Source organism: Bradyrhizobium sp. 141 (genome assembly GCF_023074055.1).
Lineage (GTDB): Bacteria > Pseudomonadota > Alphaproteobacteria > Rhizobiales > Xanthobacteraceae > Bradyrhizobium.
In genome coordinates, this window is the sequence record NZ_JADPKR010000086.1 from 1 (window position 1) to 1,147 (window position 1,147).

Below are 1,147 nucleotides of genomic sequence, written 5' to 3' on the forward strand. Positions count from 1 at the left end.
GGATCGTCAACGGTCACCCAAACAGCGAAATCGATCAGCTGCTTCCCTGGGCCTATCGCGCGCAATCCCTCAAAGCCGTGGCCTGAGAACGACGCTTACCATCGATCGACATCATGTCGAGGTGTTCTCGATCCATGTCAGCCAGCTCCAAGCGGATAGAACGAGCTTGGGCATCCTAGGGGGCAGTGCATGGGTGCGGTGCCCCGGACTAAAAGTTCGCTCAGGCAGCGCTGGTATTTTATACCGCTTAATTGATCTATTATTAAACTACGTCAAAATCCAAAAAAGATAGTTAATTCTTTCCCGTCATGTGCTGGTGCTACAATTAATTGATTGGGCCGTGCCGACCGCGACCGACATCGCCTTTGCCGTCGGAGTCCTCGCCCTGCTCGGACGAAAAATCCCGGTCGTCAACCGGTTGGTGATGGCTCATGGGCGCGCACGGTCCGCGTGGCGGCCCGACCATCGCTTATCCTGTCGCTGCTCAATGCAGCGAGCACCCGGAGGTCGTTATATAACGCAATGTCGAGAATTCAACCTCGTTCTGCGGGCAATCCAGGAAGGTAGACGCACCCCGCTCCGTCCGCATAATGACTCTATTTGGTTAGTTCTGAAATGACAGCCGCGGCGCCGAACACCGCAAGTGTTAGAATAACGGGCGGATAAAGAACAACCGCGGCTTCAAAGCGCAGTAACTTGGGGTGTATGCCCTCCCTATTTGGACGACCTATTAGGATCAGGGTCACTGCGGCCGCAAGCATAGTAAGGCCGGTCCACATATTCATTTTGGCTTCCTCCGTCTGCGGGAAGCAAACGGCCCCGGTTGAGAAAGTGCAAGAGAGCAGTTCGTCGTACCAGGTCCTTCCGTGTCTCTGGAGCAAAAGATTGCGGCTCGCTTCCATCTGCTCGTTTGATGAAGGCGAGAGCGGCTCGCCTAGAGTCGTGCAAGTCGGCTAGGGGTCATTCGCGTCGATGCAGACTTCTACCTGTCACTTCCGGTCCACCCCGAGCAGCGGACATAACGAACCGGCCCAGTTTGTCCGACACGGGCCGATTTCGTTGAAAAAGGCGGCGGTTGCGACTCAGAGGTAGCAGTGATTCAGTCTGTTTAGTTGGCAGGACTGATGATCATGATGGGGCATCGGCA

Annotated in this window: 1 pseudogene; it reads left to right on the top strand. The window is 55.3% G+C overall.

The annotated features are described in order from the left end of the window. Positions 1 to 322 precede the first annotated feature (322 nt). A pseudogene (locus tag IVA81_RS26615) lies at positions 323 to 427 on the top strand (Na+/H+ antiporter NhaA); the annotation flags it as partial. Positions 428 to 1,147: the final 720 nt, after the last annotated feature.